The organism is Chryseobacterium bernardetii, assembly GCF_003815975.1.
GTDB lineage: Bacteria > Bacteroidota > Bacteroidia > Flavobacteriales > Weeksellaceae > Chryseobacterium > Chryseobacterium bernardetii.
In genome coordinates this window covers 2,259,479-2,282,210 of sequence record NZ_CP033932.1, presented here as the reverse complement: position 1 = coordinate 2,282,210, position 22,732 = coordinate 2,259,479, and the positions used below count along the sequence as shown (strand labels likewise).

The 22,732-nt window shown below is 36.6% G+C and carries 25 protein-coding genes; 14 read left to right on the top strand and 11 right to left on the bottom strand.

Features of this window, described 5'->3' with window-relative positions; all coding sequences use genetic code 11:
* Positions 1–26: 26 nt before the first annotated feature.
* Genes EG339_RS10515 through EG339_RS10505 form a run of 3 tightly spaced genes read left to right on the top strand, consistent with a single transcriptional unit; the run spans position 27 to position 2,630 of the window.
* A complete protein-coding gene (locus EG339_RS10515) occupies positions 27–833 on the top strand; it encodes a lysophospholipid acyltransferase family protein (protein WP_123870149.1) in 807 nt (268 codons plus the stop codon).
* A 15-nt stretch (positions 834–848) separates the two neighbouring features.
* Positions 849–1,286 carry a hypothetical protein gene (locus tag EG339_RS10510; protein WP_123870148.1) on the top strand — a complete coding sequence of 146 codons (438 nt, stop codon included), beginning with the start codon at positions 849–851 and terminating at the stop codon, positions 1,284–1,286.
* 6 nt (positions 1,287–1,292) lie between these two features.
* Positions 1,293–2,630 carry a UDP-N-acetylmuramate--L-alanine ligase gene (locus EG339_RS10505; protein ID WP_123870147.1) on the top strand — a complete coding sequence of 446 codons (1,338 nt, stop codon included), beginning with the start codon at positions 1,293–1,295 and terminating at the stop codon, positions 2,628–2,630.
* An 83-nt stretch (positions 2,631–2,713) separates the two neighbouring features.
* Here EG339_RS10505 and EG339_RS10500 read toward each other — a convergent pair whose 3' ends face one another.
* From EG339_RS10500 to EG339_RS10490, 3 genes are all read right to left on the bottom strand, one after another.
* On the bottom strand, positions 2,714–3,151 hold the full coding sequence (locus EG339_RS10500) for a hypothetical protein (RefSeq protein ID WP_123870146.1): 438 nt from the start codon (positions 3,149–3,151) through the stop codon (positions 2,714–2,716).
* 49 nt (positions 3,152–3,200) lie between these two features.
* Positions 3,201–4,262, bottom strand: a complete 1,062-nt coding sequence (locus EG339_RS10495; protein ID WP_123870145.1) for an NAD(P)H-dependent flavin oxidoreductase — start codon at positions 4,260–4,262, stop codon at positions 3,201–3,203.
* A 170-nt stretch (positions 4,263–4,432) separates the two neighbouring features.
* Complete coding sequence (locus EG339_RS10490; protein WP_123870144.1) at positions 4,433–5,308, bottom strand: aldo/keto reductase; 876 nt, start codon at positions 5,306–5,308, stop codon at positions 4,433–4,435.
* A gap of 309 nt (positions 5,309–5,617) precedes the next feature.
* Here EG339_RS10490 and EG339_RS10485 point away from each other — a divergent pair, with 309 nt between their 5' ends.
* Positions 5,618–6,097, top strand: a complete 480-nt coding sequence (locus EG339_RS10485; protein ID WP_123870143.1) for a GNAT family N-acetyltransferase — start codon at positions 5,618–5,620, stop codon at positions 6,095–6,097.
* Here the strand turns inward: EG339_RS10485 and EG339_RS10480 are convergent.
* Both EG339_RS10480 and EG339_RS10475 read right to left on the bottom strand, forming a co-directional pair.
* On the bottom strand, positions 6,071–6,970 hold the full coding sequence (locus tag EG339_RS10480; RefSeq protein WP_123870142.1) for a LysR family transcriptional regulator: 900 nt from the start codon (positions 6,968–6,970) through the stop codon (positions 6,071–6,073). The genes EG339_RS10485 and EG339_RS10480 overlap by 27 nt on opposite strands.
* A gap of 40 nt (positions 6,971–7,010) precedes the next feature.
* Positions 7,011–7,757 (bottom strand): metallophosphoesterase family protein, encoded by a 747-nt coding sequence (locus EG339_RS10475; protein ID WP_123870141.1) that lies wholly within the window; start codon positions 7,755–7,757, stop codon positions 7,011–7,013.
* 298 nt (positions 7,758–8,055) lie between these two features.
* Here EG339_RS10475 and EG339_RS10470 point away from each other — a divergent pair, with 298 nt between their 5' ends.
* From EG339_RS10470 to EG339_RS10455, 4 genes are all read left to right on the top strand, one after another.
* Positions 8,056–8,670: an NAD(P)H-dependent oxidoreductase gene (locus tag EG339_RS10470; RefSeq protein ID WP_123870140.1), complete on the top strand. Its 615-nt coding sequence runs from the start codon at positions 8,056–8,058 to the stop codon at positions 8,668–8,670.
* Entirely contained in the window at positions 8,670–8,957 is a 288-nt protein-coding gene (locus EG339_RS10465; RefSeq protein WP_123870139.1) for a putative quinol monooxygenase, read from the top strand. Before EG339_RS10470 ends, EG339_RS10465 begins: the two co-directional genes overlap by 1 nt.
* Before the next feature lie 80 nt (positions 8,958–9,037).
* On the top strand, positions 9,038–9,715 hold the full coding sequence (locus EG339_RS10460) for a type 1 glutamine amidotransferase domain-containing protein (RefSeq protein ID WP_123870138.1): 678 nt from the start codon (positions 9,038–9,040) through the stop codon (positions 9,713–9,715).
* Positions 9,716–9,933: 218 nt separating this feature from the next.
* Positions 9,934–10,917 carry an aldo/keto reductase gene (locus tag EG339_RS10455; protein WP_123870137.1) on the top strand — a complete coding sequence of 328 codons (984 nt, stop codon included), beginning with the start codon at positions 9,934–9,936 and terminating at the stop codon, positions 10,915–10,917.
* Between the two features lie 203 nt (positions 10,918–11,120).
* Here EG339_RS10455 and EG339_RS10450 read toward each other — a convergent pair whose 3' ends face one another.
* The 3 genes from EG339_RS10450 to EG339_RS10440 form a co-directional block, all read right to left on the bottom strand.
* Complete coding sequence (locus EG339_RS10450; protein WP_123870136.1) at positions 11,121–11,564, bottom strand: carboxymuconolactone decarboxylase family protein; 444 nt, start codon at positions 11,562–11,564, stop codon at positions 11,121–11,123.
* Positions 11,565–11,569: 5 nt separating this feature from the next.
* Entirely contained in the window at positions 11,570–12,001 is a 432-nt protein-coding gene (locus tag EG339_RS10445) for a DoxX family protein (RefSeq protein WP_164466428.1), read from the bottom strand.
* 63 nt (positions 12,002–12,064) lie between these two features.
* Complete coding sequence (locus EG339_RS10440) at positions 12,065–12,637, bottom strand: Crp/Fnr family transcriptional regulator (protein ID WP_123870135.1); 573 nt, start codon at positions 12,635–12,637, stop codon at positions 12,065–12,067.
* Positions 12,638–12,704: 67 nt separating this feature from the next.
* Between EG339_RS10440 and EG339_RS10435 the strand changes: the two genes are divergently transcribed.
* On the top strand, positions 12,705–13,070 hold the full coding sequence (locus tag EG339_RS10435) for a DUF1304 domain-containing protein (RefSeq protein WP_123870134.1): 366 nt from the start codon (positions 12,705–12,707) through the stop codon (positions 13,068–13,070).
* A gap of 207 nt (positions 13,071–13,277) precedes the next feature.
* Here EG339_RS10435 and EG339_RS10430 read toward each other — a convergent pair whose 3' ends face one another.
* Positions 13,278–13,655 (bottom strand): winged helix-turn-helix transcriptional regulator, encoded by a 378-nt coding sequence (locus EG339_RS10430; RefSeq protein WP_123870133.1) that lies wholly within the window; start codon positions 13,653–13,655, stop codon positions 13,278–13,280.
* 109 nt (positions 13,656–13,764) lie between these two features.
* Between EG339_RS10430 and EG339_RS10425 the strand changes: the two genes are divergently transcribed.
* Positions 13,765–14,757, top strand: coding sequence for an NADP-dependent oxidoreductase (locus EG339_RS10425; protein WP_123870132.1), 993 nt, complete (start codon positions 13,765–13,767; stop codon positions 14,755–14,757).
* Positions 14,758–14,761: 4 nt separating this feature from the next.
* Positions 14,762–15,232, top strand: a complete 471-nt coding sequence (locus tag EG339_RS10420; protein ID WP_123870131.1) for a cupin domain-containing protein — start codon at positions 14,762–14,764, stop codon at positions 15,230–15,232.
* Between the two features lie 227 nt (positions 15,233–15,459).
* Here the strand turns inward: EG339_RS10420 and EG339_RS10415 are convergent, their stop codons facing one another.
* Both EG339_RS10415 and EG339_RS10410 read right to left on the bottom strand, forming a co-directional pair.
* A complete protein-coding gene (locus EG339_RS10415; RefSeq protein WP_123870130.1) occupies positions 15,460–15,924 on the bottom strand; it encodes a thioredoxin family protein in 465 nt (154 codons plus the stop codon).
* Positions 15,921–17,990 (bottom strand): TonB-dependent receptor plug domain-containing protein, encoded by a 2,070-nt coding sequence (locus tag EG339_RS10410; RefSeq protein WP_123870129.1) that lies wholly within the window; start codon positions 17,988–17,990, stop codon positions 15,921–15,923. The genes EG339_RS10415 and EG339_RS10410 overlap by 4 nt, the downstream gene beginning before the upstream one ends.
* Positions 17,991–18,112: 122 nt before the next feature.
* On the opposite strand from EG339_RS10410, the gene EG339_RS10405 reads away from it, so the two are divergent.
* The 3 genes from EG339_RS10405 (at position 18,113) to EG339_RS10395 (ending at position 22,611) form a co-directional block, all read left to right on the top strand.
* The gene (locus tag EG339_RS10405) at positions 18,113–19,273 is read left to right on the top strand and encodes a homogentisate 1,2-dioxygenase (RefSeq protein WP_123870128.1); all 1,161 of its coding nucleotides are present in this window, start codon (positions 18,113–18,115) and stop codon (positions 19,271–19,273) included.
* A gap of 337 nt (positions 19,274–19,610) precedes the next feature.
* A complete protein-coding gene (locus EG339_RS10400) occupies positions 19,611–21,122 on the top strand; it encodes a succinate CoA transferase (RefSeq protein ID WP_123870127.1) in 1,512 nt (503 codons plus the stop codon).
* A gap of 214 nt (positions 21,123–21,336) precedes the next feature.
* Positions 21,337–22,611 carry an acetyl-CoA hydrolase/transferase family protein gene (locus EG339_RS10395; RefSeq protein WP_123870126.1) on the top strand — a complete coding sequence of 425 codons (1,275 nt, stop codon included), beginning with the start codon at positions 21,337–21,339 and terminating at the stop codon, positions 22,609–22,611.
* Positions 22,612–22,732 lie beyond the last annotated feature (121 nt).

Genomic DNA, 22,732 nt, shown 5'->3' with positions numbered 1-22,732 from the left:
TTTGCATTACCGTGTTTAATTGAAAAATGGCGAAGAAAAATATTTTCACAGATGCATTCGGAACACCTTATTTTTTAAAAAGGTTTGTTATTTTTATTTTAGGAATTGTATCCTATAGAAGGTTCAACGGCTTTAATAAGTTAAAAATAACCGGAACAGAACACCTTGTGGATCTTCCGGATTCCAATGTACTGTTTGTGTCTAACCACCAAACTTATTTTGCAGATGTAGCTGCAATGTATCATGCTTTCTGTGCCGTAAATAATGGATATTTAAATACGATTAAAAATCCGATCTACCTGCTGAATCCAAAGATTGATTTTTATTATGTAGCAGCAGAGGAAACCATGAATAAAGGTATCCTTCCTAAAATCTTCAAGATTGCAGGGGCTGTAACCGTAAAAAGAACCTGGAGATCAGAAGGAAAAAATGTCAACAGGATGGTAGACATGAGCGAAGTAGATAATATCATGAAGGCACTGGACAACGGCTGGGTGGCCACCTTCCCTCAAGGAACAACATCTGCCTTTGCCCAGGGACGAAGAGGTACGGCCAAACTGGTAAAAAACCAGCGCCCTATTGTGATCCCAATCAAAATTAACGGGTTCAGAAGGGCATTTGATAAAAAAGGACTCCGTGTAAAGGTAACCGGTGTAAAGCCTACCATGGAATTCAAGGCTCCGCTGGATATTGATTATGATAATGAAAAAGCACCGGAAATCTTATTGAAGATCATGACTGCCATTGAGCAGACAGAAGACTTCAATGTATTACACAATTATGATGAAGAACTTAAAGCTAAAAAATTAGAACAAAAGGACTCAAATAATTAAAGTAAATTAAAAATTATGAACAGAATAATCGGATTTTTATTCGCAATCATAGTATTAGTTTCATGCAACAGCCAAAAAGTATACTCAGATTTCGATATCAGCTATTCGAAGAGTGGCGGCTATGCTCCTGTATATGAAAATCTGCTTATCAAAGGGAATAACGTGCATTACTCTTTTGAAGGGCAGGGGAAAAAATACAAACAGGATTTTAAAATTTCAAACGAAGATCTGAAGAAACTGGATCAGGTTCTTTCCCAGAATAACTTCAGAAGAATACAGGAAGACCGTAAAAAATTATACGATAATATTTCTACGTCCATCAATATTAAGAAAGGACCTAACGAAGGCAGTAAATCAGATGCCAGTATGATTATTCCCAATTATCAGACAAACTGGAATAACATCCTTGAGGCTTTCCAGCAGATCATTAATAATAATGTTAAAAAACAGTAAATACAATTGAAAACCCACTTCATTGCTATTGGCGGAAGCGCCATGCACAATCTTGCCATTGCATTAAAAGATAAAGGATATCAGGTTACCGGTTCAGATGATGCTATTTTTGAACCATCAAAATCCAGGTTGGAGAAAAAGGGAATATTACCTCAGGAAATGGGTTGGTTCCCGGAAAAAATAACACCGGATATTGATGCTGTAATTCTTGGAATGCATGCCCACCAGGATAACCCTGAGCTGGCAAAGGCAAAAGAATTAGGGTTAAAAATATATTCATATCCGGAATTTTTATACGAACAGTCTAAAAATAAAACAAGAGTGGTTATCGCCGGGTCACACGGAAAAACAACCATTACTTCTATGATCCTGCATGTTCTGAATTTCCATCAGAAAGATGTGGATTTTATGGTAGGCGCTCAGCTGGAAGGTTTCGACTGTATGGTAAAGCTTACCCGGGACAATGATTTTATGGTACTTGAAGGTGACGAATACCTTTCCTCTCCTATTGATCTGCGCTCCAAGTTTTTATTATATCAGCCGAATATCGCTTTAATGAGTGGTATTGCATGGGATCATATCAATGTTTTCAAGACATTTGATGATTACATTGAGCAGTTCAGGAAATTTGTAGCCAGCATTACTCCTGGTGGTGTTCTAGTATACAATGAAGAAGATCCGGAAGTGGTGAAAGTAGTGGAACACGCTGAGAATTATTTCAGAAAAATCCCTTATAAAACTCCGGAATATGAGATCAGCAACGGAAAAGTGTATTTAAAAACGGGAATGGGAGATGTTCCGCTTTCTGTTTTCGGGGCACACAACCTGCTGAATATGGAAGGCGCAAGACACATCTGCCAGCAGCTTGGAATTATGGATGAAGATTTCTATGAAGCAATCATGAGCTTTAAAGGAGCTTCCAAACGTCTTGAAAAGGTAGAAAGAGAAGATAAGGGAACATTATATAAGGATTTTGCCCATGCACCCAGTAAGGTAAAAGCTGCTGTAAAAGCTTTTATAGAACAGTTTAAAAACGAAAAGAAATATGGCTTCCTTGAACTTCACACCTATTCCAGCTTAAATCCTGCCTTTTTAGAGCAGTATGACCATGCTATGGACGGATTGGATGAAGCGGTTGTTTTCTATTCTGAAGATGCATTAAAAATTAAAAGAATGGAGCCTATTTCTCCGGAATTTATTAAAGAAAAGTTCAAAAATGAAAATCTAAAGGTGTTTACCAATGCTGAAGATCTTCATACTTACTGGAACACACTGGATAAAACAAATGGAGTTTATCTGATGATGAGCTCTGGAAATTTTGGCGGACTGGATTTAACGAAATAAATTAAGAAAACAATTGTAATATTCTTTTTTTAAGATCTTATATAAACAAAATTCCTTTCAAAAATATGAAAGGAATTTTTATTTTATTTTACTTTTCTGAAATATCTTGTGGTCACATCTTTCTTACCGTCTCCGTCCCAATCAGTATTATGATCTTCCGTTACCATCTCAGTAGGAGTTATTTTAGTTACAATATATACCTTACCGTGTGTCAGCTGTTTAGTTTTTTCATCATAAGTATATTTTCCGTTTTTATGTATAGCCGGAACACATGTACCATCTTTGCTCTCATAATTCACAACGTTTACTTCAGTTTCATTATACTCAACAGTATTTTGAGATTCACAGCCATTGGGATAAAGCGTTTGTGTTTTATTATCATAGGTAGTATAAAAATCTCCTTTATACTGATTCCAAGTTCCAATAATTAAAGCGGCCTCATCTTTTTTAGGGCTATCATCATCGTTACTACATGATATAATTGCTGAAAGTGCTGTAATAAGCAGAAATAATTTTTTCATGATTAAAGTTTAAAATTGCATGTAAGAGCCGAAGATACTACAATTTTATTTACTTCCCTTGTGTTTGAAATATGAGATTTCTCAGGATTTTCTCGGTAGAAAGCTCACTGTAATCGTGGATAGACTGCCCAACCCAAATCCCTACAAAATCCGCATTCTGTTTAGATTTTGCTGCTTTACGTAAAGCGTTTGTCAGTTTATTCTGATAAGGATAGGGTAAAATATATTCAGAATTTTCAACAGCTTCAATAAATTTATTCTTAACCCCTCTGGCATATCTTCCTGAAAAGCTTTTCGTCAACATAATCTCATCTTCTCTTACCTTTTTGAGTCTTTCTTTTTCAAAAGGCTGCAAAGCACTTTCCTGAGAAGCCAACAGAAGATTTCCTACCTGGAATCCCTGTGCTCCCAAATCTTTTGCCGCCTGCAGGGTTTTACCATTATAAATTCCACCCGCATAGATCAATGGAATCTTCACATGATCATAAATCTGCGATAATAATGATAAACCTCCGATCTGTAGAATATGATCCGGATCAAAAGTTCCTCTGTGTCCCCCCGCCTCTGTTCCCTGCACACAGATCATATCAATTCCTGATTTTTCCAGAATCTGGGCTTCATTTACAGAAGTACAGGTACCAATTAAGGTTATCCCATTCCCTTTTAGTTTCTGAATACTGTGATCATCCAGGTTTCCGAAAGTAAAGCTCACAATTTCACAGTTTTCTTCTATAACTGTATCTACCAGGTCATGATAAGACCTCACCTTAAGATCTTCCAGGTCAGGAAGGCTTATTGGAATGTCATTATCTTTTGCCAGCTGTTCTAAAAACTGTCTGGTCTTGAAAAATTTATCTTTTAAATCATCTGTTATTGCAGGAATATGATGAACAAAGATATTGGCTGCAAAAGGCTTATCCGTTAGGTTTTTTGTCTCTCTAATCAGTTTAATGGATTCGTCTGCTGAAAGATCAGCCAATGCCAAAGAACCCAGACAGCCCGCACGTGCTGCTGCGGCAACCATCTGTACAGTACTCACTCCAAACATTGGAGCCTGAATTACAGGATATTGTACTCCTAATCTTTTACTGATTGTATCCGGCCAAAACATAAGAAAGTATTTTAATTAAAAAGGTACAAAAAATAAGAATGCCTCAATTTCAATAGGATATGATATTCCTCAGTCTGTAAAAAACAGAAATCCCACAGATTCCACGAATTTGACAGGTCAGAAAACCTGCGTTATCTATGGAATCTGCGGGAGATATAATTTTAAATAAACTAAATATCCGCTACAGATTTAAGCATTTTTTGTTCCCACTCAGGATCTTTCGGATCAAAGAACAGTCTTTTTCCTGTATCTAAAGAACGAACAATATTCATTTCATCTTCTGTCAGTTGAAAATCAAATACATTAAAGTTTTCTTCAATCCTTGATGGTGTTACAGACTTTGGAATCACAACAAAACCTTCCTGCAGATGCCATCTCAGAATGACCTGGGCTACTGTTTTTCCATATTTTTCAGCAACTGCTTTCAGGTCAGCATTGTTTAAAAGGTTGGCATTTCCGTTTCCAAGCGGGCTCCAGGGCTGTGTTACAATATTATTTTCTCTGTCATAAACCTGTAATTCTTTTTGTTGGAAAACCGGATGCAGCTCAATCTGGTTAATTACCGGAAGTATCGTTGAGTTTGCTTTGAGTTCTTCAAGCTTTTCAACAGTAAAATTACAAACTCCGATCGCTTTAATTTTTCCTTCCTGATATAGCTCTTCCAAAGCCTTCCATGTTCCCAAGAAATCACCATATGGCCAGTGGATGAGGTACATATCCAGATAATCCATCTGCAACCTGCTCAGCGTTCTCTGAAATGCACTTTTTGCTTTTTCATACCCATGATCCTGAACCCAGACTTTAGAAGTGATAAACAGCTTATCTCTGTCTATACCACTGTTTTTCACTGCATCTCCCACCGCAGTCTCATTTTGATAAATAGCAGCTGTATCAATCATTCTGTATCCTGTCTGAATAGCTTTTATCACAGCATTTTCACATTCTTTCAGATCATCCATCTGCCATACTCCAAAGCCTAGAGCAGGAATATCAACTCCGTTATTTAAAGTCACTACAGGTTGCCCTGTATAAGTTTTCTTTTGCATAAGTCTTTATTTTAATGATTAATATAAAGTGATTAAACAAATTTGCAATAAAAAAACGGAACTATGGCTTACCAATTTCACTGTTTTGTGTTAAAAAAGCTTATTTAATGAAATGTTTGCTGCTATGGTGGATCGCAAAAAGAATATTTTTTTATAGGAGGCGGCATGTTTAAGACGCAAAGATTTTCTCTGCGATAAAATTGAATGCCATTTATTGTTATCCACTAAAACATCAGTAAACTTGTGCATGCATAGCTTTCTGTGCCTGAAATCCTTATTTTTGTTAAAATGATAATTCTCAAATTTTATATGAGCTTGCAGATTGAACAGTATACTTTTAATAAAATTACCAAAGATTCAGAGATACCTTATGAATTATTATTGTTAGCTGATGAAACCAAAGAAGCTATTGATCACTACATTTTCAATTGTGATATCTATCTGTTACAAGACGGAACTGAAAATATTGCCGTTATGGCTTTATATAAAAACAGTGATACAGAACTGGAAATTAAAAATATCGCAGTTATTGAAAGCTACAGAAGCAAAGGAATAGGTAGTATTTTGATTGATAAGGCCAAAGAAATTGCTCTTGACAATCATTATAAAGTTCTGAGTGTCGGAACTTCAGATACAGGTTTTCAGCAGATCAGGTTTTATGAGAAAAACGGTTTCATGAAAACGGGAATACGCAAAGATTTCTTTATCGAAAATTACCCATCCCCGATTTATGAAAACGGTTTACAGATGCGGGACATGGTTTTACTTACCCATCATCTTACGGAATAATCCTTTAATGTGGTCTATTTCCGTTTGATAGTTGGTTTTTTTTCTACAACCGAAATATAAAGTATTCTCTAACTTTTTCTTTCCTTCCCAGATGAGTTTAATTTCACCACTTCCTATCTCATTCTTACATAAGAAATCCGGAACAACAGCTAGTCCGGTTCCTCCTTTCAGGCAACGGATAATTGAGTTTAAGTTGGGAACAATATAATTGGGGCGGAAATTCGGTTTGTGGCCAAAATTTAAAGTCCAATATTGGAAAAGATGTTCCATATCTCCGGTGGTTCCGTACCATTTTTCATTCTTCAGCCACGCTTCGATCTGTTCTGCATCCTTTGTTTTTAAAACCTTTTTGAAAGCATCTGTATCTACATCTTTTCCTCCAACCAGAATAATCTGCTCTGAAGAAAAAGCTTCATGTTCTATGTTGGGTGAAGATCCTTTTTTGGGCGTGATGATAAGATCCAGTATCCCTTTATCCAGCTGATCCAGCATTTCAGGATACTCGCCAAAGCTGATAATCAGATTGAATGGCAATGATGAGACATATTGCTCCAATGTGGTCTGAAAAGTTTCAAAACACATTCCCACACTGATGGTTGGGGTATGTTTTTCGGTTGATTTTTGAAAATTTTTCTCTACATCCTCAAGCCTGGTAAGAGGTTCAGCAACTGCATTAAATAATACTTTTCCTCTTTCTGTAGGAATCATTTTCCTACCGGTTCTGTCAAACAGTTTATATCCGACATATGCTTCCAATGAGCTTAAATGTAAGCTTACTCCGGGTTGCGAAATGAATAAGGCATCAGCTGCGCCTGTCAATGTCCCGGTTTTATAGATCGCCTTAAAAGTACGATACCATTCTAAATTAACCATGACCTATTTATTAATATTATAATACAAAATTAATAAATAATTATAATATTGATACATAATCATTTCTTAAAAAGGATGCATAATAATCCGGAATCCCACTTTCTTCGATCTGGCGGGCAGTTTCTTCAAGCGGATAGCTTAACTGTATAATTTCGGGAATGATATTTTTATCATCTAAAGTAAGTACCAGATAAGATGCCAATCTGTTTTCTTCTTTGGAACGGCCTACAGAACCACAATTAACAGCCCATTTATCCTTATCAAACTGTTTTGTAAATGATAAATGAGTGTGTCCCATAACGATTATATCTGATTGGGAATTTTCCAGCATATTCATGAAAACCTCATCATTTTCTGATTCAAATAAATAAGTATCATTGCTTTCCGGAGTGGAATGTACTAACTGGATCTTCCAATGCTTGTTCCCTGTTTTATAGTCTAATTTCAAATAAAAAGGTAGTTCAGAAAGAAACTTCTTGTTGCTACCTTTAATATATTTCTTTGAATGCTCAATGGCAACAGATCTTGCTTCCGTTTCTTCTTCAGAATGCCTGGATAAAGGAAATACCGGCAGATCAAAAGCAATTCTTTCATCATGGTTCCCCATCAGACAAGGAATATTCAAAGTCTTTATCCTTTCTATCACTTCATTTCCCCAAGGGGCAAAATCCACAAGATCTCCGAGACAGAATTTCTGATGAATTCCTCTCTGCTCAATATCCTTCAACACTACTTCCAAGGCCGGAAGATTTCCGTGTATATCACTGAAAACCGCTATCTGTATCATTCTCTGTCAATTTGTAATCAAATTTACAAGACGTAAGAGAATTAGAAATAAGAGATGATATGACATTTTACCATGAAAAGGTGAATTTCTACAGAATAAAGTCAATCGTCAATTTTGCTTCCCAATTGAATGGTGGATCATTACAAACTAAAGATAGACAAACCGTGAGAATTTACTATTCATCATTCATATAAATTCAACTATAAATATTATAATACATTACTATAATTTATATTATTTTCATTATACAACCTTCCACAGTAACTTTGCAGAGTAAAATTTAAACAATCATAAAAAAATGAAAAAAGTACTCATCATCAACGGAGGACAAAACTTCGGGCATTCCGGAGGAAAATATAATCAGACAATCGCAGAAAATACATTAGCCGTTCTTAAAGAATTTGATAATGTGGAAGTAAAAATCACCAATGTAAGTGAAAATTATGACAAGCATGAAGAAGTTGAAAAATTTGTTTGGGCAGATTATATCATTTACCACACCCCAATCTGGTGGTTCCAGCTCCCGAACGGATTAAAAAAATATATTGATGAAGTATTCACAGCGGGCCATGCAAAAGGGATCTACATGAGTGACGGCAGAAATGCTGCTAACCCTGAGATCAACTATGGTACGGGCGGAATGCTTGGCGGAAGAAAATATATGCTGACAACAAGCTGGAATGCTCCTACTACAGCTTTTACGCTTCCAGGAGAATTCTTTGATGAGAAAAGTGTAGATGAAGGACCTTTATTTGGCTTCCACAGAATGAATGCTTTTGTATCATTAGAAAAGATGGAAAGTTTCCACTTCCATGATGTGGAAAAGAATGCCAACATAGAGCGCGATATGAAGCTTTACAGAGAACACGTGAAAAATGTATTTGAAAAAGAATTAAAACCGGAATTTGTATAATGAAAATTCACCTTACCGCAGTTATTAAAGCCAAAGAAGAGCACCGCTCAGAAGTATTGGAAGTTCTTCGGAATATGGTAAAAGAAACAAGAAAAGAAGAAGCATGCGAACTGTATAATCTTCACCAGGGAATTGAAGACACAAACCATTTTGTATTCTACGAAATCTGGAAAAGCGAAAAAGGGTTAGCACAGCATAATGAGCAGCCTTACATTAAAGCTTTCGGAGCTATAATTGATGAAAAGCTTCAGGAAACACCACAGATTTATACCACCAATCTTATTTAACAATGAAAAAACTAACGCTTTTATTTCTGAGCATTTTCACGATAGGATATATTCAGGCTCAACACCAAAAATCAACAGGTATGAAAAAGAAAATATTATTCGTTGTAACCAGCCATAACAAAAAAGGCAGTACCGGAGAAGATACAGGATATTATTTGGGAGAAGTTTCCCATCCATGGGAAGTCCTTCACAAGGCAGGATATGAAATTGACTTTGTAAGCCCGAAAGGCGGAACTCCACCGGTAGACGGGTTCGATCTAAAGGATCCTGTAAACAAAGAGTTCTGGGAAAACACAGAATATAAGAACAAGATTGACAATTCTTTAACTCCATCACAGGTAAATCCAAAAGAGTACTCAACAATCTTTTATGCAGGTGGCCACGGGGCTATGTGGGACTTTGCTGACAATAAACAGCTGGCAGATATTGCTTCCAAAATTTATGGAAACGGAGGAATTGTAGCAGGAGTATGCCATGGCCCAGCAGGTTTGGTTAATATCAGGCTGGATAACGGAAAATATCTTGTAGATGGGAAGAAAATCAATGCTTTTACCAACGAAGAGGAATCTGCCGTAAAATTAACAGATGTTGTTCCTTTTTTATTGGAAAATAAATTGAAAGAAAGAGGGGCAAAATTTGAAAAATCAGGACTTTGGCAGAATCACGTGGTAACAGATCAAAGAGTGATTACTGGACAGAATCCACAATCTGCCAAGAGTGTAGGAGAAGCAATTTTAAAAGAATTAAATAACAGATAAGTTTTTACCACAAAGTCACAAAAGGTCTTATGCACTTAAGTAAACAGAAGTTATGATAAAGGCTTTTGAGAAGAACACCTGAATTTGAAAATCCCTGCTTTTTCATCAGATGTGGTAAAAATAAGAGATTTTTTGATGGGTGGTTTACCAAGTGTACTACAATACTTTTATGACTTTCAAGATTAAATACACAATAACAAATTTTAAAAAGAAGAAAAATGGAATATAGAAAATTAGGGAATACGGAGCTGGAGCTGTCAACGATTACACATGGAGCTTTTGCTATCGGTGGAAATATGTGGGGCGGTAATGAAAAACAGGATTCTATTAATTCTATTCACGCCTCACTGGATCACGGAGTAACTTCTATTGATACTGCACCTTTCTACGGTTTCGGATTAAGTGAAGAAATGATTGGTGAAGCCATTAAAGGAAAAGACCGTTCAAAAATCCAATTATTAACGAAATTCGGTTTGGTATGGGATGGAAGCAATAATGGAAAAGGAGAATTTTTCTTCGATGCTGAAGATGATGGTAAAGTAATTCCTGTTTATAAATTTGCTTCTAAAGAAAACATTATCAAAGAGGTTGAAGAAAGCTTACAAAGACTGGATACAGACTACATTGACCTTTTACAGCTTCACTGGCCAGACAACACTACAGCTATCTGTGAAACAATGGAGGCTATGGAATTATTAATCCAACAGGGAAAAATTCGTGCTGCAGGAGTAAGCAATTATAGTATTGAACAAATGGAAGAAGCTAACAGAACTTTGAAACTAGCCAGCAACCAGGTTTCTTACAGTATGCTGAACCGCACTATTGAAAACGATCTTGTACCCTATTCTTTGGAGAACAATTCAGGACTCATTGTATACAGCCCAATGGAAAGAGGTCTTTTAACAGGCAAATATTTCAAGGATAATAAATTAAAAGACAATGACCACAGAAACGGTTATTTCTCTCAGTTTGATTTAAATAAAGTAAAAGCCTTCTTAGAAAAAATTGAACCTATTGCTCAGGAAAAAGGAGCCAGCCTTTCACAATTGGTATTAAGATGGACTACTCTACAACCGGCAATTACAGTAGTATTGGCAGGAGCCAGAAACGCAGAGCAGGCGATTGATAATGCAAAAGCAATGAACATCAATCTTTCTCAGGAAGAGCTATCTTTCATCAACACTGCTTTAAGCGATATTTAATATTTTTTTTTAATTATTATGATTCTGAATAATAAAGTGATGAAGCTTTTTCCGTACCCAAACTTAATCACTAACCATTAAGATTTTATTTTAGAATTAATACCCACGGAACTTTTACTTTGCTATTCATAATTATAAAAGAGCTCTTCAGTATTGAAAAGCTCTTTTATAATTGCTAAACAGAATTGATTTCTCTTTCTTCCTTACTTATCTATCGGCATATGTGTACTGATTGCAATTCTGTTCCATGCGTTAATGGTAATAATTGCCATAATGATCTGGGAAATCTGAGCCTCATCAAAGAATGTTTTAGCTTTTTGATATGTTTCATCAGTTAGCCCTTTTTGGCTGATTAAAGTGATCTCTTCAGTCATCGCCAAAAGTACCTGTTCTTCTTCTGTAAAAAAATCCTTAGCTTCTGTCCATCCATCCAGAATAAAAATCCTTTGAGCTGTTTCTCCATATTTAAGGGCATCTTTAGTATGCATATCAAGACAGAAAGCACATTTATTGATCTGGGAAGCCCTTATTTTAATTAATTCCTTTTGAATGTGGGTTAAAGAAGTATTCTGTAAATATCCTTCCAACCCCAGCATTGCCTTGTAAGCAGCGGCGTCCGTAGTAGCCATGTTAAATCTTGCACTCATTATATTTATTTTTTGGTTAATTGATCTATACTAAAAGAATATCGTTGCTGAACAGCCAATAGAAGGGCTCCAGCACTTGCCACCCAAACTGAATAATTAAGGGGAGCCTTAGGACCTGATGCAATTGTCATTGATACTGCAAAAATCAATAATAAAACACTGCTTCCATAGGCTGAAATTCTTGTCTTAAAGCCTGCAATCAGCATGAGTGGAAATACAATTTCTAAAAATGTGGCTGCATACGCTGAAAAAGCACTCAAAGCTTCAGGAAAAACAGAAGTTAATGATCTGGTATATTCTTCAAAGCTTTTCATATTTCCCCATGAAGAATTCTCTGGGCTCCACCACCCGAATCGGTCGGCAACTGCAGAAAGCATTGTTACAGCAAGAGCAAGTCTTAAAAATAACTGTGGAAATTGATATTGTGTATCTGTCATTGCATTCGCTTTTAATTACATGACAAATTTCCGATATCTGTTCCGTAAAAAACTTAAACTGGTTTAAGAACGTAATTTTGCTTTGATTTCGCTCAAATATTCCGGGGTAAAACCAAGAAATGAAGCAATAAGATATTGGGGAATTCTCTGTATAAACCAAGGATATAATGTACTGAAATGAACATACAGCTCTTCCCGTGAATATTCAGTCAGATAACGAAGTTTTCTTTCGGAAGCCGCATAGGCTCTCTGATAAATAATCCTGAAATATTTTTCCATCACAGGATGTTTTTCCAATAATAATTCCTGGCTTTTAAAATCAATAACAATGATGGTAGACTTTTCCACAGACTGAATATTGAAATCTGTTTTCAACTGTCTCTCATAGGCAAATGTATCCGTAATCCACCAGTTCTCAATGGCGAACTGAGTGGTATGTTCCACTCCTTTTTCATTTATAAAATACTTTCTCAGGCAGCCTTCCACTACAAAGTACATATGTCTGCAAACCTCACCTTCAAGCATCAGGCTTTGCTTCTTCTTCACTTTCAGTACTTCAAAGAATGAAAAAATTGAAATATATTCTTCATCCGTTACCGTAATGAATTTATTTAAATGTACCTTGAAATTATCCATCTTTTAGAATTGAATACTCAAACTTAACTTTATTTTTTTAGTTTTACAATCTCAAAAACATTAAATTATGGAAGTCGTTGCCAAAATTCTTATCGCCATTGTTGCATTGGAACATCTTTATATTCTTTGGATGGAAATGTTTGCATGGGAAACCAAAGGGAAAGAAGTCTTCAAAGCTGCTCTGCCTGCAGAGATGTTCAAACCTACAAAAGGATTGGCCGCCAATCAGGGGCTATACAATGGCTTTCTGTCTGCCGGACTCATCTGGTCTTTTCTTATTAAAGATCCACAATGGCAGGATAATGTAGCTTTATTCTTTTTAGGATGTGTAGCTGTGGCTGGTATTTACGGGGCTATTTCTTCTACTAAGAAGATATTTTTTGTCCAGGCATTGCCTGCAATATTAGCGATCCTTGCTGTTTTACTACAATAAAATGCCAGAACACTAGGATCTACTTGTGTATTCATGGAAATATTTGTGGATGATTACTGAAAATCCGTTGGTGTGCAAAGCTGAAACCTTCTTTTGGCATCAGCATATTCCACGAAATAAAATTCCCACAGATCACTCAGATTACGCAGATTTTTCATCTGGGAAATTTGCAGATCTGTAGGAAATGATTTTTACTTTTACAATATATTATCCCATTGAAGCTTTAATCTTCTCCCTGTGGAGTAATCCCCAGTTCACCAGCGTTTCTGTTACCGGAAATACAGATTTTCCGTATTCTGTAACCGCATAAGTTACTGTAATAGGTTTTGTATCCTGAATCGTTCTTGTAATCAGAAGGTTTGTCTCCAATTCTTTCAGTTCTTTACTCAGCATTTTAGCTGAGATCCCACCAATCCCGCGTTCCAGCTTTTTAAAATGAATCTGCTGATCTGTTCTGTTCGTAAGGTATCGTAGAATCATTAGCTTCCATTTTCCACCCAACACATCCAGGCTGTCACGCATTGCAAATAATTCTTCGGTGCAGGTTGCTTCCCTTTCCGTTCCGTTTTCTTTAATTTTTGCCATAATAGTTTCATCAGGGTAACTAGTTACCAATTGTTAACTAGTAGCAAATATAAACTATTCCCGTTTTACATTTGTACAGCCCAATTAACAATGAAATAAATATTCACCTATGAAAGCTGTTATTTTAAACAAAGATTTTAACCTTGAAGATGGGTTTACAGAAAGACCTCAACCTAAAAATCATGAAGTATTAATCCAGATAAAAGCAATCGGCTTTAACCCCATCGATTACCAGATGCTGGAAAATGAACTGGAAAGAAAATTAATGAGTTCCCCCATATTAGGGCGGGAATTATCAGGAATTGTTGTAGGAAAAGGAACTGATGTAACTCAGTTTAACATTGGGGATGAAGTATTCTGTGGCAGCGGCTCTATGGGAAGCAATGGAACCTATGCCGAATATATTTCAGTTCCGGAAGCGATTGTTGCACTCAAACCAAAAAATATTTCCTTTGAACAGGCTGCTTCTGTTCCATCCGCAGGATTAACTTCTCTGCAAATTTTTAAAAGACTGAAATTACAGCCGGAACAAACTATTTTTATCACTGGAGCTGCCGGCGGAGTAGGCTCTTTTTTGATTAAGATTTTATTGGCTCATCATATTGAAAACTTTGTTATTACCGTTGGCAGTGAAGAAAATAAACAGATGTTTCTCACTCTCGGTTTGAAAGAATATCAGATTATCAATTATAAAGAAGAACATCTTGTAGAAAATATTTTAAAAGCCAATCATCAGAAACCTTTTGATATTGGAATTGATTTGGTTGGCAATTATATGGCCGAAGTAACTGCTGAAGTATTAAAGATCAATGGAACTTATGTAGATGTTACCGCTCTTGTTACCAAAGAAGCCCATGAACTTCTCTTCAACAAAGGAACTCTGATTATGAATATTTCCAATTATGCCTACAGCATGATTAAACAGTATGATTATTACAAAAACAGTCTGGAAGAAATTGCAGAATTGATCGAAAGCGGCTCCATCCCTCCATCCCAGCATAAAATAATAGGTGATCTTTCTTTAGAAACTGTCCTTAAAGCCCACTCCATTCTTAAAAACAATCAGACCCAATGTCATAAACTCATCATGAAAAACTCATAAACCTATGAAGAAAATACCAAGACGTATTGTAACCGGAATCAAAGACGGAAAATCCATTATTATTGAAGATCAGCAGGTTGAAAATACGGTAGAACACTTTCCGGGGCTTATTATTTCAGACATCTGGAATACTCAAAATTCTCCGGCAAGCCTTGATTTTGAAACCAAAATTCCCAATACAGGTTTTCCACAAACTCCTAAAAACGGAACCTATTTCAGATATGTAGTAGTTCCTCCTGATCAGGACTTAGGAATTGAATTTAAAAAAGGAGGAACTCATCCGATGATGCATCAGACTTCAACATTAGATTACATCATTATTCTTTCCGGTGAACTTTATCTGATTATGGAAGAAGGTGAAACACTTCTGAAAGCAGGGGATATTGTGATCCAAAGAGGAACCAATCACGCTTGGAGCAACCGTTCTGATGAGCCTTGTATCCAATTAGCCGTTTTAATAGATGCGAAAGATTAATTTTTTTCACAAACTGCATAGATAAAACATCTGTTCAATCTGCGGGAGCTATATTTTTGTTGGAAATCGCAAAAACGTAAAAATCTTAAATAATCTTCAGTTTTTTTAAGGTGCAAAAAACTGAAGATTTTCGGCATTATTATTTGCACCAACACTATACAATTTTATCGCAGATAAAATCCTTGCACCTTACATACAAGAAAAATTGCGTCTTAGGATTTCCCAACCTACTGCAAAGCCGAAATCTCCAAGAATTTCTGCTTCATTTTTTCAGGAGTAAGCAATCCTTCCTGATAATACACTAAATTCTGATTCTTATCCAGGAAAATCCACAATGGATAAACCGGCTGTTCCTTATTTTTTGATAACGCCAGGGCCAGTTCATGAACACCGGAACTTCCATTGGATAAATATTCAAACTCTTTCCCTTGGAAACGGATTTTCTCCCTGGTTTTTTCAGCCTCAAAATTAATCAGGTAAAAATGCGCATTCATTATTTCCACCAGATCTTTATCCTTATTCAAACGGAAAGATTCTATTTTACAGACTGCACACCAATCCGTATAAATATGAATCACCATAGGTTTTGGAGATTCTTTTTGCAGACGCTCCACTTCAGAAAAAGTCCCTGTCTTCATCTGGGACAGACAAAGACAGGGCACAAACATTAAAAATAAAGCAAAAATTCTCATTTCAGTGTATATTTCACCCCCAGAAACCCTCTGATACGCTGCATTGGAGCATAACCATATGCTGTATCGAAAGTATAGTGGTTGGGATTACTGATGGGGTCATCAGCATATTTATCAAACGGGTCAAAAGGTCTCATCAGAGGGTCTTTAGGAGTAAAGTTGAATAAATTTTTCACCCCGCAATACACTTCAAATCCGGATTTGAAGCTCTTCGATATCTGAATATTTGCCAAAGAATAGAATGGTGAATATTCAGGACGGTAGTCATTTGGTAAAACAGGAAGCCTCATAGGTCCGTAAAACTGTCCGGTAAAATCTATCGTCAGGTTACTCGGAAATTTATAGGTCAGAGTATACGTTCCACTCCATTTTGGGGCATGAAGCTGCTGTGTCTTTTGATTTTCATCATCATATTTCTGATAGACATCAAGATAAGTTACTCCTAAATTAACGCTTAAGGGGAATGAAAAACTGAAATCCACATTCAGTGAAGCACCTCTCGAAATTCCATATCCGTGAAGATTGTCATAGATTATTTTATTCGGATCAGAATCAAAATCTCCCACAATCTTATTACTGAAATAGGTATAAAATGCAGAAGCATCAAGATTCACCATACGGTTACCTACAGGAATTTTCCAGATATAATTTATATTTCCGTTTACGGATCTTTCAGGCAGAAGATCAGCTTTCACAATAACTTCTCTGGAACCTGTCAATGCTGCGTGATCCTCTGTAAACAGGTTCACCACCCGGAACCCTGTTCCAAAATTAAATCTTAAAGTATGATATGGGTTGGGTGAAAATTTCCATGCAAATCTTGGAGAATGAACAGAATGGTGAATCTTGTCATAATCATAACGGTACCCTAATAACAAAGTGTTCGCATCGTTAATCTCCCATTGATCCTGAACAAACGCTCCCCAGATCGGAGACTTCATCGGAGCATTGGTTATCCCATCAGAAGCTAATGTTCCCGGAGTATTGTCATCGTAAAAAGTTCTTTTAAAAGTTATTCCGGCTGTTATATCATGCTTCCCGAAACTTCTGTCCCAGTATGTTTGCACAAAAGCCACTTTCTGAAGTGCATTGAACGGATTAGCTCCGTAAAAAGAATTCTGGTCATGATAGTTATAGGAAAACTGAGTCACAATATGTTCTTTCATAGGCCATTCATACAGCCCGAAAACTTCAGCCCTGTTGGTATAAATACTTTCACCATACACCTCATCGCTTCCACGGAAAGATTTGTTCCATTGCATTTCACCTCCAAAGCGGTCTTCATACAGGTATCTTAGAGCAAAACTTGCCTGCCTGTTTTCTTTCCTTTTAAAATTCCATTTGTTAAAAATAGAAATCCTGTCCTGTAGAGTAGAGTCTGTAAAATTATCTTTGTTCTGATCTATCTTTTCCTGGAAACTGAAATAATTCAAACTTAGTAATGAAGCAGCATTCTTTCCTATATTAAATTTCGTGGAAAAATCCAGATTATTCTCAGCCCATGTACTTGTCATCATATCTACGCTCAGTTTAGGAGCTGTTAAAGCATTTTTGGTGATAATATTAATAACACCACCCATCGCTTCAGAACCATAAATAGAAGAAGCCGGGCCTTTTACCACTTCTATTCTATCCACCAGGCTGTTAGGAATCCCACTCAATCCGTATACTGTAGAAAGTGAACTCACGATAGGCATTCCGTCAATCAAAATCATTGTGTATGGTCCTTCCAGACCATTAATATGAATATCTCCTGTGTTACATACCGAGCAGTTCAACTGTGGCTTCACTCCATTTACCATACTAATGGCTTCAAAAATACTTGGAGTAGGATTTTTCTGGAAAAATTTCTGGCTGTAAATCTCAACCGCCACAGGACTCTTAGACCTGCTCATCGGTTTTATGGTTCCGGTAACCACCACATCCTCAATATTACTTGTCTTAAACTCCTTTTTTGAAACTTTTACAGAATCTGTTTTATTATAGTGAGATAAACTTAAACTGTCCGTCTCCTGGGCAAAACAATAGGAGGATAAAAAAGTAATAGAAAATAATATTCGCTTCATGAAATTAAAATTGTTAGACAAATCTAACAATTATTTTTCAAATACAAAACTTCACTGTAAATTTTCGATTGAGCCAATTCATGAAAAATGATTAAATTTGAGAAACTACATATGAAAGTAAAATGAGATATCATCTAGCGGGAAATATCCCACAAAAAAGGCATACAGTCTTTAAATCTCCGGAAGATAAATTTTACTATGAACAGCTTTTCGGAACCGAAGGTTTTCATGGGATCTCTTCTCTATTGTACCATATTCACCGTCCTACACAGATCAAGTCTATCGGGGAACCGAAAGATGTGACCCCAAAAATTGCGGTGGAGAAAAATATTACGCCCAGAATGTTCAAAGGAATGAATGTAACACCTGAGGACGATTTCTTAGACAGCCGCAAGATCCTTCTGATGAACAACGACCTGAAAATGGGATTGTCAAAGCCAAGAAAATCGATGGATTATTTCTACAAAAATGCAGAATGTGATGAGCTTTTATTCGTATATGAAGGCAAAGGGATTCTGAAAACATTTGTGGGAGATCTTGAATTTGTAACCGGCGATTATCTTATTATTCCTAGAGGAACTATTTATCAGGTAGAATTACAGACTGAAAATACGGTTTTCTTTGTGCTGGAAAGCCACTCTCCTATTTACACCCCTAAAAGATACAGAAATGAATTCGGGCAGCTGCTGGAACATTCCCCATTCTGCGAAAGAGATATTATTGCTCCTACTTTCAAAGAGCCTAAAGATGAAAAAGGAGAATTCTTAATCAAAGTAAAAAAAGAAAACCAGATCACCGACTTTGTTTATGCAACGCATCCTTTTGATGTTGTGGGCTGGGACGGTTATTTCTATCCTTATAAATTTAACATCAAAAATTTTGAACCCATTACAGGAAGAATTCACCAACCGCCGCCGGTTCACCAGAATTTTGAGGCCCATAACTTTGTAGTATGTTCATTCTGTGCAAGAATGTACGACTACCACCCGATGGCAATTCCTGCACCTTATAATCACTCCAACATTGACTCTGATGAGGTATTGTTCTACACAGAAGGTGACTTCATGAGCCGTAATCATATCGATCTTATGGATTTTACCCTTCACCCAGGTGGAATTGTGCATGGACCTCATCCGGGAGCTATGGAAAGAAGCATCGGTAAAAAATTCACTGAAGAATATGCTGTAATGGTAGACCCTTTCCGTCCGTTAAAAATTACAGAAGAAGCTTTAAAAGTGGAAGACCCGTCCTATAAAACTTCATGGCTGGAAGAAAATTCGTAGAAAATAAAGCTATTCTCAAAAAAGAATACTTAAATTTTGAAAATCGAATGTTTTTTATAAAGTTCACTTGCACAGTATTTTTGGGAACTTATTTAAGTAAACTGAAGTCTTTACAACAAAAGCTTCTGTCTAAAAAATAAAACAGATTCATTTAATACTCAAAGGGCTTGCACAGCTTTATACAAAACTATTACTGAATACATACAAAAGACGCTTTAAATCCTTTATTTAAAGCGTCTTTTTTCGTAGATTTGTAAGGTATGGTTAACATATGTGACCATCATTATTTTTCATGACGCATCCTAAGTAATGGTGGTTTAATAAAAATCAATATTACATGTTAGAAAGAATCAGATTAGAAAGCCTACACGAAAAGGTAACTACAGCTGAAAACGCTGTAAAAATAATTAAAGATGGCATGACCATAGGGTCAAGCGGCTTTACAAAAGCAGGTGACAGCAAAGCTATTTTGCCGGCACTGGCAGAAAGAGGAAAAACAGAAAACCTTAAAGTCACTTTAATGACCGGAGCTTCCCTGGGACACGGCACAGACGGAAAACTGGCAGAAGCGAATGTCTTAAAGAAAAGAATGCCTTTTCAGGTAGATCCTACTTTAAGGAACAAAATCAATAAAGGTGAAATTCTCTTCATCGATCAGCATTTAAGCGAAAGTGCAGAACTTCTTCACACCAAAAACCTTCAGAGCATTGATGTAGCCATTATTGAAGCAGCCTATATCGAAAGAGACGGAAGCATTGTTCCAACCACTTCAGTAGGAAATTCAGTAACCTTTGCTGCTTTGGCTAAAAAAATAATCATTGAAATTAATACGGAAGTACCTGAAGAAGTCTACGGTATCCACGATATCTATCAGGCTGAAGACTACCCTTACAGAAATGTTATCCCTATTGTAGCTCCATGGAATAAAATCGGAAGAAAAAGTATTCCTGTAGATCCCAATAAAATTGAAGCTATTGTTTTCACCAATCTTAAAGACAGCCCTGCAGATATTGCAGAACCTGATGAGAAAACAACAGCCATTGCGAAACACCTTCTTGCCTTCTTTGAAAACGAAGTTCAGTTGGGACGCCTTACAGACAGACTGCTTCCTCTTCAGGCAGGAATCGGGAAAGTGGCCAATGCTGTTCTTACAGGATTCAAGGATAGTAATTTCTATGATTTAACAATGTTTTCCGAAGTACTTCAGGACAGCACTTTTGACCTGATAGACTCTGGTAAATTAAGTTTTGCATCCGCATCTTCCATTACTGTTTCCCAGGAATGTTATGAAAGAGTGTTAGGAAACCTTTCAAAATATAAAGACAAATTTGTTTTAAGACCCCAGAATATTTCCAATACACCAGGGCTTATCAGGAGATTGGGAGTAATAGCGATCAATACCGCCATTGAATTTGACATCTATGGAAATGTAAACTCTACTCATATTGGCGGAACAAAAATCATGAACGGTATAGGAGGTTCCGGAGACTTTGCAAGAAACGCTTACTTAAGTATTTTTGTCACCCAGGCAGCTTCCAAAGGAAATAATATTTCACACGTGCTGCCAATGGTTTCACACACAGACCATACGGAACATGATGTTGATATTTTGGTAACTGACGTAGGATTAGCTGATTTAAGGGGGCTGGCACCAAGAGAAAGAGCCCAGAAGATCATTGATAACTGTGTTCACCCGGATTACAGAGAAGAATTAAAGTCTTATTTTGACAGAGCCTGTGAACGTGGCGGGCATACCCCTCACTTGCTGGAAGAGGCATTCAGCTGGCACTTGCGTTTCTCCGAAACCGGAAGTATGAAGCAGAAAGCAGAGCTAGAGGTTTCGAATTAGAATTTACTCTTTAGAAAAATTATAAAAGGATCAGATGTTATGCATTTGATCCTTTATTTTTATTAAATTTAAATAATTCATTACTATGATAAAAGTCTTTTAATATCCTTTACAATATTTGAAATAGTTAGAGATATTAAAGTTATCTTTGAGATAGGTTAGGCATTTATGAAATAAAAATTAGTCAGGAATTTTATAATAAATAAGATAAAATATGAATAATTACATCAGCGCAGAAGAAGCGATATATACCATAAAAAGCGGCAACCGTGTATTTTTCCACGGCAGCGCATGTACTCCCAATTACCTGATTGATGAAATGGCAAGACAGTCTCACAGATTGAATAATGTAGAAATGGTTTCCATTACCCAACAGGGAAATATAGAAATTGCCAAACCGGAGTATAAAGACAAGTTTTTTATCAATTCCCTATTCGTGTCTACGCCGGTTCGTGATGCCGTAAATTCAGACAGGGGTGACTTTGTTCCTGTATTTTTAAGTGAAATTCCAATTTTATTCAGAAAAAATATCCTTCCTCTTGATGTTGCTCTCGTAACCGTTTCTCCTCCGGATAGACATGGCTTCTGTACATTGGGGACCTCAGTAGATATTGCAAGAGCCGCTGTAGATACGGCTAAAACTATTGTTGCAATCGTGAACCCCAGAATGCCGAGAACCCATGGAGATGGAATGATCCACGTCAGCAGGATCCATAAACTGGTTTGGCATGAAGAGGAGCTTCATACTGTAGATTACAGTGCAAAAGTAGGCCCTGAAGAAATGCTGGTAGGGAAAAATGTGGCTGAACTTATCGAAGACCGTTCTACCTTACAAATGGGTATCGGAACTATTCCCGATGCCGTTTTAAAATGCCTTCATAACCACAAAGACCTTGGAATCCATACGGAAATGCTGAGCGATGGAGTGATAGACCTTATTCAGAATGATGTAATTAATAACAAATATAAAGGCTACAACGACAATAAAACCATTACCAGCTTCTGTTTCGGAACCAGGAAACTTTATGATTATGTGGATGACAATACCGTATTTGCTTTCAGAGATGTAAGCGAGGTCAACTTCCCGATCAATATCATGAAGAACAAAAAACTGGTAGCCATCAATTCTGCCATTGAAATTGACCTTACAGGACAGGTGTGCGCCGACTCTATCGGAACCTTACAATACAGTGGCATTGGTGGCCAAATGGATTTCATGCGTGGGGCTGCCTTAAGTGAAGACGGAAAACCTATTATTGCCATCACTGCAAGAACAAAAAAAGGAGTTTCAAGGATTGTTCCTTTCCTGAAGCAAGGAGCAGGAGTGGTGACTACAAGAGGACACATTCATTATGTAGTTACAGAATACGGAACTGCTTATCTGTATGGAAAAAACCTTCGCCAGAGAGCACAGGAACTTATTAGCATAGCTCATCCTGATGACAGGGAAATGCTTGAAAGAGCTGCTTTTGAAAGGTTTAAACACTGATTATCAAATACTAGTATATTTTAACTTTAATTTTTATCCAGAATTTAAAAATATATCTTTAACTTATACCAGTAAATCATAAAAAAGCCCTAATATTTTGGCAGTATTTTTGATAAAAACC

What these genes read in the sequence shown, in the direction of transcription:
- EG339_RS10420 (WP_123870131.1), top strand. Translation starts at nt 14,762, where the DNA reads ATGAAGAAAATACCAAGACGTATTGTAACCGGAATCAAAGACGGAAAA.
- EG339_RS10435 (WP_123870134.1), top strand. Translation starts at nt 12,705, where the DNA reads ATGGAAGTCGTTGCCAAAATTCTTATCGCCATTGTTGCATTGGAACAT.
- EG339_RS10395 (WP_123870126.1), top strand. Translation starts at nt 21,337, where the DNA reads ATGAATAATTACATCAGCGCAGAAGAAGCGATATATACCATAAAAAGC.
- EG339_RS10410 (WP_123870129.1), bottom strand. Translation starts at nt 17,990, where the DNA reads ATGAAGCGAATATTATTTTCTATTACTTTTTTATCCTCCTATTGTTTT.
- EG339_RS10510 (WP_123870148.1), top strand. Translation starts at nt 849, where the DNA reads ATGAACAGAATAATCGGATTTTTATTCGCAATCATAGTATTAGTTTCA.
- EG339_RS10445 (WP_164466428.1), bottom strand. Translation starts at nt 12,001, where the DNA reads ATGACAGATACACAATATCAATTTCCACAGTTATTTTTAAGACTTGCT.
- EG339_RS10405 (WP_123870128.1), top strand. Translation starts at nt 18,113, where the DNA reads ATGAGATATCATCTAGCGGGAAATATCCCACAAAAAAGGCATACAGTC.
- EG339_RS10495 (WP_123870145.1), bottom strand. Translation starts at nt 4,262, where the DNA reads ATGTTTTGGCCGGATACAATCAGTAAAAGATTAGGAGTACAATATCCT.
- EG339_RS10485 (WP_123870143.1), top strand. Translation starts at nt 5,618, where the DNA reads ATGAGCTTGCAGATTGAACAGTATACTTTTAATAAAATTACCAAAGAT.
- EG339_RS10460 (WP_123870138.1), top strand. Translation starts at nt 9,038, where the DNA reads ATGAAAAAGAAAATATTATTCGTTGTAACCAGCCATAACAAAAAAGGC.
- EG339_RS10475 (WP_123870141.1), bottom strand. Translation starts at nt 7,757, where the DNA reads ATGATACAGATAGCGGTTTTCAGTGATATACACGGAAATCTTCCGGCC.
- EG339_RS10425 (WP_123870132.1), top strand. Translation starts at nt 13,765, where the DNA reads ATGAAAGCTGTTATTTTAAACAAAGATTTTAACCTTGAAGATGGGTTT.
- EG339_RS10480 (WP_123870142.1), bottom strand. Translation starts at nt 6,970, where the DNA reads ATGGTTAATTTAGAATGGTATCGTACTTTTAAGGCGATCTATAAAACC.
- EG339_RS10455 (WP_123870137.1), top strand. Translation starts at nt 9,934, where the DNA reads ATGGAATATAGAAAATTAGGGAATACGGAGCTGGAGCTGTCAACGATT.
- EG339_RS10440 (WP_123870135.1), bottom strand. Translation starts at nt 12,637, where the DNA reads ATGGATAATTTCAAGGTACATTTAAATAAATTCATTACGGTAACGGAT.
- EG339_RS10415 (WP_123870130.1), bottom strand. Translation starts at nt 15,924, where the DNA reads ATGAGAATTTTTGCTTTATTTTTAATGTTTGTGCCCTGTCTTTGTCTG.
- EG339_RS10500 (WP_123870146.1), bottom strand. Translation starts at nt 3,151, where the DNA reads ATGAAAAAATTATTTCTGCTTATTACAGCACTTTCAGCAATTATATCA.
- EG339_RS10400 (WP_123870127.1), top strand. Translation starts at nt 19,611, where the DNA reads ATGTTAGAAAGAATCAGATTAGAAAGCCTACACGAAAAGGTAACTACA.
- EG339_RS10465 (WP_123870139.1), top strand. Translation starts at nt 8,670, where the DNA reads ATGAAAATTCACCTTACCGCAGTTATTAAAGCCAAAGAAGAGCACCGC.
- EG339_RS10470 (WP_123870140.1), top strand. Translation starts at nt 8,056, where the DNA reads ATGAAAAAAGTACTCATCATCAACGGAGGACAAAACTTCGGGCATTCC.
- EG339_RS10490 (WP_123870144.1), bottom strand. Translation starts at nt 5,308, where the DNA reads ATGCAAAAGAAAACTTATACAGGGCAACCTGTAGTGACTTTAAATAAC.
- EG339_RS10430 (WP_123870133.1), bottom strand. Translation starts at nt 13,655, where the DNA reads ATGGCAAAAATTAAAGAAAACGGAACGGAAAGGGAAGCAACCTGCACC.
- EG339_RS10450 (WP_123870136.1), bottom strand. Translation starts at nt 11,564, where the DNA reads ATGAGTGCAAGATTTAACATGGCTACTACGGACGCCGCTGCTTACAAG.
- EG339_RS10515 (WP_123870149.1), top strand. Translation starts at nt 27, where the DNA reads ATGGCGAAGAAAAATATTTTCACAGATGCATTCGGAACACCTTATTTT.